We start from the raw sequence: 14,048 nt of genomic DNA, 5'->3' as shown, positions 1-14,048 counted from the left end.
TTCTGGATCACCGGTCCGGCTGGATCTGCTGTGGGATCGCAGTTCGCTCCGGCGCGGGTGTGTCCCGGTCACTAATATCCTGGACGATGCCGTCGAAGTAGCGTTCGTCGTTTTCGACCGTCGTGATCCCTGTCACGGAGGCTTCGAACTGTTCACCTGAGAGGGTCTCGAATTCGAGTTGCATGTCATGGACGATCCCGTCGCGTTTCAGCTTCGAGACGAACTGCTCGCGGTCCGCGGGATCCGCGTAGAGTTCTCGAAACGGCCGCCCCAGTAACTCGTCTTTTCCGGCTGCATCGAACATCTCGACGAGTGCCGGATTGACCTCCAGCAACGTTCCGTCGGGCAACGGCGCGTTGCGATAGACGCCGACTGGCAGATTCGAGATGATCCGCTCGAAACGCTGTTGTCGGTCCTGGAGTTCGATGCGATAGATCGCATGCCCCAGATCCTCGCTGATCTCCGCGATCAGATTTCGCTCTCGACTGTCGAAAGCGTCACCACGGTCGGCAACGAGACAGAGCACTCCCCGGAGTTGCCCATCGTACTGGATGGGGACTGCCGCACAGGAAAGCGAATCCGAATCGAACGTCGTGGCTGGTGATTCCGTGTGATCCCGAGTCGCCGTCTCGATCGAACTGGATTCGATCGCGGCGTCGACCGGACAGCACTCGACCACTGAATCCAGATCCGTCTTGTCGATGGTGGTTGTCTTCTGTGAGTCAGCTGCCGATGTGCGAACGTGTACATCCGTCTCCGTGCGTTTGTCCTCTCCGCTGTTTGCTTCGACTGTGCCAGTCCCTGTAGCGTTTGAATCGATCTCGACGATACTTGCGAGTAGATACGGGTCCGCGTCGGCGATTATCTCACAGATCCGGCGTTCGACGTGTTGCCGGTCGGTCGTTCGGACCAGCATCTGATTGACGTCCTGGACGAGTCCACGGATCCGATCCAGGTTGCCGGCCCGCTGGCTGGCGCGATGCTGGGCGACCGCGTTCGATACCCGGTTGGCGAGCAATTCGTACTGCTCGTTGCCGGTGTCCTTCTGAAGGTAGTCGGTCACGCCGTGAGCGATTGCGGTCGAAGCGATCTCTTCGCTGCCCTTCCCGGTGAACAAGATGAAGGGGAGATCGGGAAACTCGTCTCTGATCGATTCGAGGAGCCTAACCCCGTTCATCTCGGGCATGTCGTAATCGCTGACGACACAGTCGACAGACTGCTCGTGTACCCGCTTGATGGCCGCACGCGGATTCGTTTCCGTGATCGTTTCGAACCGTTCGTTCGAATCTTCAAGCAACGACGCAGTCAGCGCGACGAGGTCCGGATCGTCGTCGACACACAGAACGGTGACTTGGTCCATTCCTGTCCCGAACATTGTGAGGGACTCTCATAAACTGTGGTACAAATTTAAACGGGGAGAAAACGCAGAAGGCGGTGGGATTATCCTCTTCTCAATCGAACAATCCGGTTGAAAGATACCGCTCGCCACTGTCCCAGAAGACGGTCACGATCAGCGGTGGTTCCTCGGCGTCGGGAGCAGCCCGTTCCGCGGCTACTTCCCGGGCAATCACACCCATTGCACCGCTCGATTGGCCGACGAGCAATCCTTCCGCACGGGCAAGGCGCCGACATTCCGCTTCTGCATCCGCGAGTTCGATCGTCCGGACCTCGTCGATCACGTCCCGATCCAGGTTGTCGCTGACGAACCCCGGCCCCATGCCCTGGAAGTCGTCCGAGCCCGATTCGCCCGTCGAGAGGACCGCATTCTCGGCGGGTTCGACGCCGATCACGTCCACATCATGGAATGCCTCACGAAGCCGCCGGGCCGTCCCGCTGATCGTCCCGCCAGTGCCCACGCCGGCGACGAACGCGTCGATTTCCCGATCACCAACCTGTTCGAGAATTTCGGGCCCCGTTGTCTCGTAATGAGCCTGGGGGTTCGCTGGGTTCTCGAACTGCCGGAGCTGGACCATCCCTTCATCGGCTTCGAGTGCATCAGCCCGATCCCGGGCGTCGGTCATGTCGCCCTCGATCAGTTCCAGATCCGCCCCGTAGGCTTCCATTAGCCGGCGGCGCTCGACGGACATGTCCGCTGGCATGACGATGGTCACGTCGTACCCCTTCGCGGCCGCGACCAGCGAGATGCCGATCCCGGTGTTCCCGCTGGTCGGCTCGACGATCCGGTCACCTGGAGAGAGGTCACCGTCGCGTTCGGCGGCCTCGACCATCCCGAGTGCGGGACGGTCCTTCGCCGACCCCCCGGGATTGAACGATTCGACTTTGGCGGCGACGGTCGCGCCCGGTGGCGAGTCGATCTCGACCAGCGGCGAGCCGATCGTCTCGAGAATGCTATCGTCCATTGGGTCCGGATTCGAAGCCCGGGAGTAAACACCCGGCGGTCACCGGCAGGTCGTGCCGGTGTCGACACTGGCTCCCCAAGCGGTGCTGTTATTCAGCCTCGACCCCTGGATCGAACAATGATACTCGAAACGATGGAACCCAACCCGGTCTGGAACGCCGACGCCCACGCCGACACGGTCGAGACGCTCGGCGATTTCGCGGACGCGACGTTCAAAATCTGGGGCGCGGACTGGTGTGGCGACTGCCGGTCGCAGCTCCCTGACTTCGCTGCCGCACTGGATGCGGCCGAGATTCCCGATGACCACGTCGAGCACTATCCCGTCGACCGCGACAAACAGGGCGACGGCGTCGATGCATACGGGATCGAGTACATCCCGACTGTTGTCGTCGAGCGCGACGGCGAGGAACTCGCCCGCTTCGTCGAGGCGGAGCGTGAACCGATCGCCGTCCATCTGGCAACTCAGCTCGAATCGGCCGAATCGACCGCCTGAATCGCACTCAGGCCCCACTGTCGAACCACGCCAGCGCGTCCTCGATGTCCTGCAGCGGCTGCGAGCACGTGAACTCCCGGCAGGCGTAGATCGTCGGCCCGCCGTCGGCCGCCCGCCCGGCGAAGATCGGCGGCGCGTCCTCGAGCCCGAACTGGTCTAGCCACTCCGCTAGCCCGGCTTCGGTCGCCGGCCGTCGAGCGAGTACGCGAGCGGGGAGGTACACCTCTCCGACGCGTTCGCGCCATTCTGCCGGGATCTCATCGGCGGCGATCGTCAGTTCGGTCGAGCCGTGCTGGTCGCGATCACTTCCCAGCACCAGCGACGCGTGCTGGAGCGCGTCAGCGGCGATAGCACTGTGGTGTGTTTCCAGGACCGCACCCGCGACCACTCCGAACCGATCGTGCGGGACAAATTCGTCGAGCGTGACGAGCACGTCGACAGCCACGCCGGCGCTGGAGGGTGTCGAGCGGTCCGTCAGCTCCTGGGGGCGAGCAAGCAGGTCCGTCCCGGCGTCGCTTCCAGCTTCCTCGGTGAAATATAGCGTTCCCGCATCCTCGTCGAAGAATCGCGACTCTATCTCTTCGGCGAGATCCAGCGCGAACGCGAGCTGATCGGGATCGCCACTCGCCTGATAGCAGTCGAGTGCGCCCCGAGCGAGGAAGGCGTAATCTTCGAGGTACCCCTCAACGCGGACGTCACCGTCGATAAATCGACGCTTCAGGAGGCCGCTATCCTCGTCCCAGAGCGTCTCCCGGACGAATTCCAGGGCATCGACGGCGCGATCCAGGATATCGTCCTCGAGCGCGAGCGATCCCTCGGCGAGCGCGGAGATGGCCAGCCCGTTCCAGCCTGCGAGGATCTTCTCGTCGCGGGGGGGTCGGGTGCGTTCCGACCGCGCGTCGAACAGCTGCTCGCGTGCCCGATCGAGTCGGTCCTGGACGTCATCGACTTCGAGCCCCGACTGGGCGGCCAGTTCGTCCACGCTCGCGGCGATCGTCAGGACAGTCTGACCGTCCTCGAAATTGCCGTCCTCGGTGATCCCGTAGCGGTCGAGGACGAGCGAGACGTCGGTTTCGTCCCCAACGGCCGCCCGGACCTCCTCGGGTGTCCAGACGTAGAACTTCCCCTCCTCGCCCTCGCTGCGGGCGTCGAGCGTGCTATAGAACCCGCCCTCGGGATGGCCAAGTTCGCGGTCGAGGAACTCGAACGTCTCGCCGGCGACGCGGGCGTAGCGCTCGTCGCCGGTCACCCGATAGCCCTCGATGAGCGCCCGCGGGATCTCGGCGTTGTCATAGAGCATTTTCTCGAAGTGCGGCACAGTCCAGGATCGATCGGTCGCGTACCGATGGAACCCGCCGCCGACGTGATCGTAGAGGCCGCCGTCGACCATCGCGTCCAGGCTCTCCGTGAGGACGGCCCGGTATTCGCCGGGGTCAGCGCCGTCGCCGTCAGCACTGCGTTCACTGCCGAACCGGGCGTCGGCGCGCAACAACAGCTGCAGGCGGCCGGGCTGGGGGAACTTCGGCCCGCCGGAGCCAAAGCCGCCCTGTTCCCGATCGGCGGTGCGGACGGCCGCGTCAGCGCCCGCACGGAGTAGTTCGTCGCTCCGAACGTCGCTGGGATCGGCTGGCGTGGGCGTCCCTTCGAGTTCGCCGCTGATGGCATCAGCCCACTGATCGGCCCGCTGTTCGATCCCGTCGCGATCGTTCTCCCAGGTTTCCTTGAGGTCTTCGAGCAAGTCGGCGAATCCGGGCCGGCCACCACGGGAATCCGGCGCGAAGTACGTTCCGACGTAAAACGGGCGACCATCGGGCGTCAGCCACACCGAGAGGGGCCAGCCGCCCTGCTGGCCGAGTAGCTGGGCCAGCGTCTGGTAGATCCGGTCGACGTCCGGCCGCTCCTCGCGGTCGACCTTGATCGGGACGAAGTTCTCGTTGAGGACGGCTGCCGTCGCCTCGTCCTCGAAACTCTCCTCGGCCATGACGTGACACCAGTGACAGGCGGCGTAGCCGATCGACAGGAAGATGGGCTTGTCCTCGTCCTCGGCGGTCGAGAGTGCTGTCTCGTCCCAGGGTTGCCAGTGAACCGGATTGTCGGCGTGTGCCTGCAGATACGGGCTCCCCTCCGCGGCAAGTCGGTTACGATCGGTCGGATCGGTCATACCGGGGTTGGGAGTCCCGGCGGTAAAACCGTCGTGCAGGCGGCGATATGGACGCCATCTCCGTCCGGCGGGCTGTCCGGCAAAGAGCAACCTTTACACTCCCCTGGCGTGGCGATTCTCCCATGACAGAGACGGTACTACTGGTCGGGGGTGGCGGTCGAGAGCATGCGGTCGCCCGTGCGCTCGCCGATTCGGACTGTTCGCTGTACGCCGCCGCCGGCAACCGCAATCCAGGCATTGCCAGTCTCGCCGACGGGTTCGAGACGCTGGATACCACCAACCCGACGGCAGTCAGGACCTATGCCGAGGAAATCGACGCGACACTTGCGGTCGTCGGCCCGGAGAGTCCGCTCGAAGCGGGCGTCGCCGACGCGCTCGACGACGCCGGCGTCTACGCCTTCGGTCCCCAACAGAACGAAGCGCGCATCGAGACGGACAAGGGCTTTCAACGCCGGTTCATGGAGCGAAACGACATCCCCGGCCTCCCGGATTTCGAGGAGTTCACCGACAGCGAGGCCGCCTGTGCGTTCATCGACGAGTACGACGGCGACCTCGTCGTCAAACCGGCCGGACTGACCGGCGGGAAAGGCGTCCGCGTCATCGGCGATCAGGTGACTGCCGCGGAGGCCAAAGAATACATCCGCGAGTCCGATCACGACCGACTCGTTCTCGAAGAGCGACTCGTCGGCGAGGAGTTCACGGTCCAGGCGCTCGTCGCGAACGGCGACGTCCGGGTGACGCCCGCCGTCCAGGATCACAAACGGGCCTACGAGGGCGACGAGGGACCCAACACCGGCGGAATGGGGAGTTACAGCGACGCCACCCTCGAACTGCCGTTCATGGATCGGGCGGACTACCTCGAAGCCGTCGACATCCTCGAAGCGACGGTCGACGCGCTGGAGGGGTACAAGGGCGTCCTCTACGGCCAGTTCATGCTCACCGCCGAGGGTGTGAAAGTCGTCGAGTTCAACGCCCGCTTTGGCGATCCCGAGGCGATGAACACCCTGCCCGTGATGGAGACTGACCTGCTCGATGTCCTCGTCGCCGCCCGTGATGGCGAGGCGCTGCCGCAACTCCAGTTCCAGTCGGCAGCGACCGTCTGTAAGTACGCTGTCCCCGACGGCTATCCGGCGGACCCGGAAGCCGGAGCAAAGGTGCAGATCGACCCCGAAAGCGCCGGCGCGGCGACACTGTTCTACGCGAGCGTCGACGAACGCGAGGACGGGATCTACACGACCACCTCACGCTCCTTTGCGGTCGTCGGCGTCGCGGATTCGATCACCGACGCCGAGGCGATCACGACCGAGGCCTTGGAGCGTGCCGGCACCGATGGCTTGCGCGTGCGCTGGGACATTGGCAAAGCCGACCTTGTGCAGTCCCGGATCGACCACATGGCCGAATTGCGCGGGGAGTAATCCGTCGGCCGGCGGAATCGCCCGATCTTTCGGTAGATGCAACGTCCGACTGTCGGCTTTCGGGGCCGTAGTCTTGTTCATAAAGTTCAATAACGGGCAATACTTGTTCGGAGGGGAGGAATTACCCCGATCGCCCTCGTTTGTCGTCTCATGGCAACGTATACGAACCGCTATCGCGTCGACGCATCGTTCGAAGACACGATCGAGGCCGTCACGGCGGCACTGGGTGAGGAAGGGTTCGGCATTCTTTCGGACATCGACGTCCAGGGGGCGTTCCGGGAGAAACTCGACGCGGAGTTCGGCCAGTATCGCATCCTGGGTGCGTGCAACCCCGGCATTGCGTACGACGCACTGGACGAGGAGTTCGAACTCGGTGCGTTGTTGCCCTGCAACGTCGTCGTGTACGATGACGGCGACGCCACGGGCGTCAGTGTCGTCGACCCGACCGAGCTGTTCTCCGTCGTCGACAACGACGACCTCGAACCACTCGTCGCCGATGTCGCCAGCCGACTCGAAACGGCGCTTGCGGCGGTTCCCGATGCCGAACCCATCGAGGAGTGAGGTAACGACCTGTCACCACGACTACGTCTCGAACGCTTTCCCGGGGAATCGAGCGTCGCCAGTTTACTCAGAGCCCTCCATCCCAAAGGATTTCACCACGCTGGGCGGAACAGTACGTATGAATCAACAACAGACAGACGCCCTGGTTGACCTCGTTTATGGGGCGTTGATCTTCGTCTCGGTTGTGCTGATTGTCGTCGTTGACAACGATGTGGGGATCGCGTTCGGCATCGGCGTGCTGGTATCGTACTTCGTTCACGTCGCCTGGAAGATGTCACAGTACGATCCGGACTGGATGGTTTCGGCCGTCGAACAGACCGTCGAAGAGACAGTCGACGAGACGGTCGAGAAGCAAGTGGGTGATACCGTCGAGTCCACCGTCAAGGAAACGGTCGACCAGCAAGTCGGCGAGACTGTCGAGGAAACGATCGGCGAAACGGTCGGCGAGTCAGTCAACGAGACGGTCGAGGAAACAGTCGAAGCGGCTGTCGACGAAACGGTCGGTGAATCGGTCGAAGAGACGGTCGAGGAAACAGTCGAAGCGGCAGTCGATGAAACAGTGGGTGAATCCGTCGAGGAAACCGTCGAGGAGACGGTCGAAGAAACCGTCGGTGAAACTGTCGAAGAGACAGTCGAAGCGGCGGTCGACGAGTCGGTTGGCAAGACAGTCGAGGAGAAGGTCGAGGAAACCGTCGAGAAAACGGTCGAGGAGAAAGTCGAAGAAACGGTCGAGGAGAAAGTCGACGAATCCGTCGTTGACACGGACGAAGACGACTCGGCCGACGGCTCGGATTCAAACGACAACTGAGCGAACGACCGATATCGACCGTTTACGAGGGCGACACGACGATCTGCTGGCTCCGGTCGATCGCCAGCTCGAGTTCTTCGGCGATTGCACTCCCCCGGGAGACCTGGATCTCGCCGCCCCGACTCACGGTCGCGGTGAAGAGGTATTCGCCGTCGGCCTGGACCTCGACGGTCTCACCGGCGTGACCGTCGGCCGGAACGATGACGTGCCGTGAGGTGATCTCCGGCGTGACTGCGACGCCCGCCGAGCTACTGCTCGAACCGCCCCCGGAACTCCCGGATGCCGACCCGCGACGCTTCCCGCCCGGCCGTTCGTCGAACGTCCGCACGTCGATATCGATCCCGAGGCGGTTCTCGACGTCGCTGATCCGGCCGCCACCCTTGCCGATGACCTGGGAGATGTCCCGATCCTCGACCCAGACGATCGCGCGGTCGCGGCCCCGTACCTCGACTTCGACGTGGCCGTCGGCGATCGACCGGATCTCGCGTTCGACTTCCTGGCGGGCGATCCGATCGACGCCGCTCTCGCTCTCCTCGCTTTCGCCGATCGGCACCGTCACGACCTGGCGGTTGAAGGTGTAGATCTCGTACTCGGGCCGGCCGGTCTCGAAGTCCTCGATGACGATCACCGGCCGTGCGAGGTCCTCCTCCATCAGTCCCTCGGGAACCTTGACCTCGGTGGTGACGTCGTAGACGGTGTCGATCTCGCCAGCCTCGATGTAGACGACGGTGTCGACCACCTGGGGGATCATGCCCAACTCGACGCGCCCGACCAGCCGCTGGAGGGCGTCGATCGCCCGCGTCGCGTGGACGACGCCGATCATGCCGACGCCCGCCAGGCGCATGTCCGCGAACACCTCGAAGTCGTCGGTCTTGCGGACCTCGTCGTAGATGGTGTAATCGGGCCGGACCATCAGCAACGAGTCCGCGGTCCGCTCCATCGAGCCCGCGAGTTCGGTGTACTGGGTGACTTCCGGGCCGACCTGGAGATCCCGGGGTTTCTCCATGGTCTTGACCGAGTAGTCCGAATCGGAGAGGAACTCGGCGACCGCCTGGGCGAACGTGGACTTGCCGGCCCCCGGCGCACCGGAGATGAGGACGCCGCGCTGGCGCTCGACCAGTCGATCCCGGAGCTCGTCGGCGTACTCGTAGTCAGCCAGCTCGGTCTTGACGATCGGTCTGACTGCGGTGATCTCGATCCCGTCGGCAAACGGCGGGCGGGCGATCGCGATGCGGTACTCCCGGAACTGGATGATGGACATGCCGGGTTCGTCGATCTCGATGAACCCGTCCGGGCTGGCGCGGGCACTCTCCTCGATTTCGTGGGCGAACTCCTTGAGCTGTTCCTCGGTCGAGACGTCCTCCCGGATCCGCTCGTAGTGCATGTCGCCGATCGCCCCGCGTTTGGCCATCGGCGCGACACCGACCTTCAGATGGACGCTCATCGTGGTCTCGTCGAAGAACTGTTCGATTTCGAGTGATTCGACGTCTCTGCCGACCGGTTCGATGTAGACGACGTCGAGGCCCTTCGCGCCGGCGACCTCGCTCTGGACGACGTCGCTGGTGACCAGCGTCGCGTCCCGATCCTCCGCAAGATCGCGGATCAACGCGTCGATATCGCCTTCGTCGGCGGCCCGTCGCTCACTCGATTCCGGTCGACGGCCGATGTATGCAATCTCGATCTCGCCGTCGTCAGCCAGGTCGGCCAACCGTTGAAGCTCTTCGAGCCCGTCCCAGCCGGTTTGTCTCCCCTCGTTGGCCTGGGATTCAAGCTCGCCCACGACAGCCTCGGGGACCGCGACCGTCGCGTCGGCGAACTCGCCATCGCTGATGCGATCGGACACACGCCCGTCGATAATGACGCTCGTGTCCGGTACAATGTTCATACCCGTTGGTGGGGCCGCGCCGGTGATAAACGCCAGCATCCCGGCGCGGGAGGGGTCAGGCCGGCAGTCAACGCCCCTCCTTCTCGTCCGCACTTGCTCGTCCCGTCGAAGCCTATTTGCTTTCCTCGTCCGACCTTCTCAGTATGGCCGATCAGTACCGGCGGGCCGATTGGCTCGTCGATCGCCTTCGGGACGTTCTCACGTTCTACTATCCGACCGGGATCGACGAGGAGAAGGGTGGATACATCGTCCAACTCGACGAGGAGACCGGGGAGATCTACGACGCGGAGTCGAAACACCTGGTCGCCACGACGCGCTACGTCGTGAACTGCTGTCTCGGGGCTCGATTCGACGACCAAGAGCCGTGGCTCGATGCCGCCGAGCACGGCGTCGAATTCCTTCGGGAGGGGCACTTCGATCCCGAGACCGGCGGTTACGACTGGCTGCTCGAAGGGGCCGAAACTGTTGATCGAAAGCGCGTCTGCTACGGGCACGCGTTCGTCCTGCTCGCGTATGCTCGGGCGCATGAGGCCGGCATCGATGGGGCCCGCGAGGGGATCGAAGGGACGTACGATCTGCTGATGGAGCACTTCTGGGAACCGGCCCATCACCTCTGTCAGAGTGAGTTCGACGGCGACTTCGCCGAGGCGTCGGCCTACCGTGGACAGAACGCCAACATGCACACCTGCGAGGCGATGCTCGCCGCCCACGAGGCGACCGGCGAGGCTCGGTATCTCGACCGCGCTCGCGAGATCGCCCATGCACTCACCGTCGACCTGGCTGGCGAACACGATGGCTTGCTGTGGGAACACTACACCGAATCGTGGGACCACGACATGGAATACAACCGCGAGAAGCCGAAGGATCTCTTTCGGCCGTGGGGCTACCAGCCTGGCCATCACATAGAGTGGGCGAAACTGCTGGCGATTCTCGACCGCGACGCCGAAGTCGAGTGGGCGATCGACCGCGCCGAGGAACTGTTCGAGATCGCGGTCGAGCACGGCTGGGACGACGAGTACGGCGGCTTGTACTACACGTTCGACCGCGACGGCGAGGCGATCGTCGACGACAAATACGGCTGGCCGGTCGCCGAGGGCATCGGTGCGGCCGCCGCACTCTCCGAGCGGACCGGCGACGACACCTACCTGTCGTGGTACGATCGGTTCTGGGAGTATACCCAGGACCACCTGACTGCGCCCGGCGGGAACGTCTACTTCAAGCTGACGCGGGAGAACGATCCGATCGACACCGACGAGGGCCCCGCTGTCGAGCCAGGGTATCACCCGATCGGAGCCTGCTTCGAGGGACTCCGGTCGCTGTGAGTTCGGGTTGCATCCGTCCCTCGCTCTCGAAGGCAAGGAACGATAGGCCGTCGTGACGAACCGCTCGATATGACCGATCCAGACGTGCTGATCGCGGGCGAGACACTCGTCGACCTGTTTCCCACGACCACCGGCCCACTCGCCAACGCCGAGACGTTCGACCGCCGGGCCGGCGGCGCACCGGCGAACCTCGCGGTCGCGATGACCCGCCTCGGAACGGCCCCGTATCTCTGGACGCGACTCGGGGCCGATCCGTTCGGCGAGCATCTCGCTGACGTCCTCGAAACCCAGGGCGTGTCCGACCGCTTTGTCGAGGTCGACGCCGACCGGAAGACCGCCCACACGCTCGTCGGCGACGATCCGGCGGCCGACCAGTCGTTCGTCTTCTACAAGGAGGGGACCGCCACGATGGCGATGGAGCCCGGAACCGTCCCTGACGAGACGCTCGCGAACCTGGAGTGGGTCCACTTCGGTGGCGTCATGCTCTGTGAAGCGCCGGTTCGAACCGCGATGCTCGATCTCGCCGAGCGCGCACAGGCCCAGGCCTGTACGGTCTCGTTCGATCCCAACACTCGCGAGGATCTCTGGGCCGATCCCGCCGACCTCGAACCGACGATGCGGCGGGCGCTCGAACTTGCCGACGTCGTCAAGACCGATCGCGAGGATCTCTCTGTCCTGCTGGAGACGATCGACCAGGAGATCGCGTCAGTCGCCGAGGAACTGCTCGCGTACGGCCCCCACACGGTGTTCCTTACCCGCGGCGCTGAGGGGACGTACGGGATGGCGACCGCAGACGCTCCGTGGGGGCCGGCCGAGACCGATCAGCCGGCTTTCGACGTCGACGCCGTCGATACGACAGGGGCCGGTGACGCGTTCACGGCGGGGACGATCACGGCCTTGCTGGCGGGGCGATCGCTTTCGGACGCAGTCACGTTTGGCAACGCCGTCGGCGCACTGACGACGACTGAGACGGGGGCGATGGAACCGCTACCGGACCGTGAGGCCGTGGAACGATTGATCGCCGCACAATAACAGTCGATTCGGTGGCCCGGCTGTCGTCGTGTTACTCCCCGGTGAGTGCCACCGGGTACTCGGTCAGGTTCTCCGCACCGTCGTCGGTCACGACCAGCAGATCCTCGATCCGGACGCCGCCGACCGCCGGATCGTAGAGGCCGGGCTCGATCGTAATGATGTGGCCCGGTTCGAGTTCCCCGCCGCGCTGGCTCACGCTCGGCTGTTCGTGGACTGCCAGCCCGACGCCGTGGCCGGTCGAGTGGATGAATCCCGTCTCGGCGCTCCCGTCGCTCCGGAGCGTCGGCAGGCCGGCGTCCTCGTAGACGTCACAGACGATATCGTGAACTTCGGCGCCCGTGACGCCCGGTTCGACCGCGTCGATGGCTGCCTTACGAGCCTGATCGGTCAGCTCGAACCACTCCTCGACCGTCTCGTCCGGTTCGCCGACCAGGAACGTCCTGGTCATGTCGGCGTGGTATTTTGAGTCCTTGTCCTGGGGGAAGATGTCGACGATGATGGGCTCGTCGGCCACGAGGGGGCCGCTTCCGCGATCGTGGGGATCGGCGGCGTCCGCGCCACAGGCGACGATCGTCTCGTCGAGCGCACAGCCGTTCCGGAGCAGTGTTACTTCGATCTCCTCGCGGACCAGTTCGCTGGTCAACACCTCACCTTCGGCGAGCAGTCGCCCCTCGTCGTCGACAGCGGCTCCCCTGATGAGGCCCTCGGCGGCCGCCATCGCGGCCTCGTTGGCTCGCTGGGCAGTCCGGATATGGTCGATCTCCGCGGCGGTCTTCGTCGCCCGAGCGGTCTCGATCGCGTCGTCGTGATCGACCGTGACCTCGATGTTCTGTTCGCGCAGTGCGTCGGCCGTTCCCGTCGGGAACCGCGGCGGGACGGCGACGTGCTCGACATCGTGCTCACGAAGGAACGTGGCGCGAACGCGGGCGGCCGCTTCACGACGGTCGTGTTCCTCGCGAAGTCGGTCGTAGTCGAAGTCGACGAACCGTTCGACGGTGTCGGCACGCGCCTCCCGCTTTGCGCGGCCGAACTCCAGACTCCGGACAAACAGGAGATGCGTCTCCCCAGCGTACAGCGTCACGAACGGATCGGGGGCGTCAAACCCGGAGAGATACTGCTGGTTCGGGTCGGTTCCATCGGCATCAAGGAGATATCCGTCGGCCTCGAACTCGGCCAGCCGTTCGTCGACTGCAGAAAGATCTGGCTCCATGCGGATAGTTCGGGCCGCCCTCGCCAAAGGGTTACCGACCCTCGGCGAGCAGGCGCGCCTCGACGTAGGCCTCTGCCTCCGCTCGGAGCGTCGACAGATCGACGTCGGACGTCACTTGCTGGGCCATTGTGCCTGACAGAATTGTGTGGAGCGCGATCCCCATCTGTTCGGGGTCGACTTCCTTGAACTCTCCCTCCTCGATCCCGTCACGGATGATATCGGCGAGTTGATCCCTGAAGAACCGGTCATGCTGGGTGAAGTGGTGGCGGTACTCTTCGTCGGTCGTCGCCTGCGCACGCATCCAGGCCATCGCTTGCTGGAAGGCAATCTCCTCCGAACTCTTCTCCTGGGTGAACACCTGGTCGAATATTATCTGGAGTCGCTCGTGGGCGTTGGCGGCAGCGTCAGTGCCCAGGTTCTCTTCGGCGTCCTCGAGTAGATAGGAGAGAAAATCGAGCAGGAGTTCGTCTTTCCCTTCGTAGTGGTGATACACCAGCGAGGTACTCTTCGGGAAGTGCTGACCGATCCGTTCGATCGTCAGATCCGCGTACCCATGCTCGCACAACGCTGAATATGTCGCTTTCAGAATCTCGATACGTGTCTCCGATGGTTCCTCCGGAAATAGTCCTGGTGGCATTGTGTATGGTATCTGTCTGCCGGGTCGATTAGTTTCCCGGTTTCAGTGCAGTCGTGTCAGATTGCTATTCTATCGATATCTTCTTGCGTCTGAACACTCGCCGATGTGGGCGTGCTGACGTGACGGCTGTGATTGAATATTCATTCAGAGTCCTTATATAGATCA

12 protein-coding genes are annotated in these 14,048 nt (G+C 63.8%); 6 read left to right on the top strand and 6 right to left on the bottom strand.

Annotation, left to right across the window (positions count from 1 at the left end; all coding sequences use genetic code 11):
* Positions 1-7 precede the first annotated feature (7 nt).
* The gene (locus HUTA_RS02515; protein WP_049941159.1) at positions 8-1,360 is read right to left on the bottom strand and encodes a response regulator; all 1,353 of its coding nucleotides are present in this window, start codon (positions 1,358-1,360) and stop codon (positions 8-10) included.
* Positions 1,361-1,451: 91 nt separating this feature from the next.
* Entirely contained in the window at positions 1,452-2,360 is a 909-nt protein-coding gene (locus HUTA_RS02510) for a PLP-dependent cysteine synthase family protein (protein WP_015788277.1), read from the bottom strand.
* 117 nt (positions 2,361-2,477) lie between these two features.
* Here HUTA_RS02510 and HUTA_RS02505 point away from each other — a divergent pair, with 117 nt between their 5' ends.
* Positions 2,478-2,852 carry a thioredoxin family protein gene (locus HUTA_RS02505; RefSeq protein WP_015788276.1) on the top strand — a complete coding sequence of 125 codons (375 nt, stop codon included), beginning with the start codon at positions 2,478-2,480 and terminating at the stop codon, positions 2,850-2,852.
* Positions 2,853-2,859: 7 nt separating this feature from the next.
* On the opposite strand, the gene HUTA_RS02500 is transcribed toward HUTA_RS02505, so the two are convergent.
* A complete protein-coding gene (locus tag HUTA_RS02500) occupies positions 2,860-5,013 on the bottom strand; it encodes a thioredoxin domain-containing protein (RefSeq protein ID WP_015788275.1) in 2,154 nt (717 codons plus the stop codon).
* Between the two features lie 122 nt (positions 5,014-5,135).
* Here HUTA_RS02500 and purD point away from each other — a divergent pair, with 122 nt between their 5' ends.
* The 3 genes from purD (at position 5,136) to HUTA_RS02485 (ending at position 7,797) form a co-directional block, all read left to right on the top strand.
* Positions 5,136-6,428 carry a phosphoribosylamine--glycine ligase gene (gene purD, locus HUTA_RS02495; RefSeq protein ID WP_015788274.1) on the top strand — a complete coding sequence of 431 codons (1,293 nt, stop codon included), beginning with the start codon at positions 5,136-5,138 and terminating at the stop codon, positions 6,426-6,428.
* Positions 6,429-6,578: 150 nt separating this feature from the next.
* The gene (locus HUTA_RS02490) at positions 6,579-6,989 is read left to right on the top strand and encodes a DUF302 domain-containing protein (RefSeq protein ID WP_015788273.1); all 411 of its coding nucleotides are present in this window, start codon (positions 6,579-6,581) and stop codon (positions 6,987-6,989) included.
* A 118-nt stretch (positions 6,990-7,107) separates the two neighbouring features.
* Positions 7,108-7,797: a hypothetical protein gene (locus HUTA_RS02485; protein WP_015788272.1), complete on the top strand. Its 690-nt coding sequence runs from the start codon at positions 7,108-7,110 to the stop codon at positions 7,795-7,797.
* A 22-nt stretch (positions 7,798-7,819) separates the two neighbouring features.
* Here HUTA_RS02485 and HUTA_RS02480 read toward each other — a convergent pair whose 3' ends face one another.
* The gene (locus HUTA_RS02480) at positions 7,820-9,682 is read right to left on the bottom strand and encodes a PINc/VapC family ATPase (RefSeq protein WP_049941158.1); all 1,863 of its coding nucleotides are present in this window, start codon (positions 9,680-9,682) and stop codon (positions 7,820-7,822) included.
* A 143-nt stretch (positions 9,683-9,825) separates the two neighbouring features.
* Between HUTA_RS02480 and HUTA_RS02475 the strand changes: the two genes are divergently transcribed.
* A complete protein-coding gene (locus tag HUTA_RS02475) occupies positions 9,826-11,004 on the top strand; it encodes an AGE family epimerase/isomerase (protein WP_015788270.1) in 1,179 nt (392 codons plus the stop codon).
* 69 nt (positions 11,005-11,073) lie between these two features.
* On the top strand, positions 11,074-12,036 hold the full coding sequence (locus HUTA_RS02470; protein ID WP_015788269.1) for a carbohydrate kinase family protein: 963 nt from the start codon (positions 11,074-11,076) through the stop codon (positions 12,034-12,036).
* 31 nt (positions 12,037-12,067) lie between these two features.
* Here HUTA_RS02470 and HUTA_RS02465 read toward each other — a convergent pair whose 3' ends face one another.
* Positions 12,068-13,246: a M24 family metallopeptidase gene (locus HUTA_RS02465; protein WP_015788268.1), complete on the bottom strand. Its 1,179-nt coding sequence runs from the start codon at positions 13,244-13,246 to the stop codon at positions 12,068-12,070.
* A 31-nt stretch (positions 13,247-13,277) separates the two neighbouring features.
* Positions 13,278-13,883 (bottom strand): TetR/AcrR family transcriptional regulator, encoded by a 606-nt coding sequence (locus HUTA_RS02460; RefSeq protein WP_015788267.1) that lies wholly within the window; start codon positions 13,881-13,883, stop codon positions 13,278-13,280.
* Positions 13,884-14,048 lie beyond the last annotated feature (165 nt).

Origin of the sequence: Halorhabdus utahensis DSM 12940 (assembly GCF_000023945.1) — an archaeon.
GTDB classification, from domain to species: domain Archaea; phylum Halobacteriota; class Halobacteria; order Halobacteriales; family Haloarculaceae; genus Halorhabdus; species Halorhabdus utahensis.
Note: the sequence above shows the minus strand (reverse complement) of the source record. Positions and strands in the feature narration are given on the sequence as shown.